Source organism: Micromonospora sp. Mcm103, from assembly GCF_024519755.1.
Lineage (GTDB): Bacteria > Actinomycetota > Actinomycetes > Mycobacteriales > Micromonosporaceae > Micromonospora > Micromonospora aurantiaca.
In genome coordinates, this window is the sequence record NZ_JALJRJ010000067.1 from 1 (window position 1) to 399 (window position 399).

Consider the following 399-nt stretch of genomic DNA (forward strand, 5'->3'; position numbering starts at 1 on the left):
CGCTGCCGATGTTGTTGAGGGTGGCGGCTTCGCCGGCGCGGTTGCCGACGTCGCGGTGGATGGGCAGTGCTTGCTGGAGGTAGGTCAGGGCCTGCTGCCGGTCTCCGAGCGCGTCGTACACGCTGCCGATGTTGTTGAGGGTGGCGGCTTCGCCGGCGCGGTTGCCGACGTCGCGTTGGATGGGCAGTGCTTGCTGGAAGTAGGTCAGGGCCTGCTGCCGGTCTCCGAGCCCGCTGTACACGTTGCCGATGTTGTTGAGGGTGGTGGCTTCGCCGGCGCGGTTGCCGACGTCGCGTTGGATGGGCAGGGCTTGCTGGAAGTAGGTCAGGGCCTGCTGCCGGTTCCCGAGCGCGTCGTACACGCTGCCGATGTTGTTGAGGGTGGCGGCTTCGCCGGCGC

The 399-nt window shown here is 68.2% G+C and carries 1 protein-coding gene; it reads right to left on the reverse strand.

Translation table 11 applies throughout. From position 1 onward, the window contains the following. Window positions 1-399 (reverse strand): tetratricopeptide repeat protein (locus OC439_RS30205; protein WP_262016389.1); only part of this gene is annotated, 399 nt, incomplete at both ends.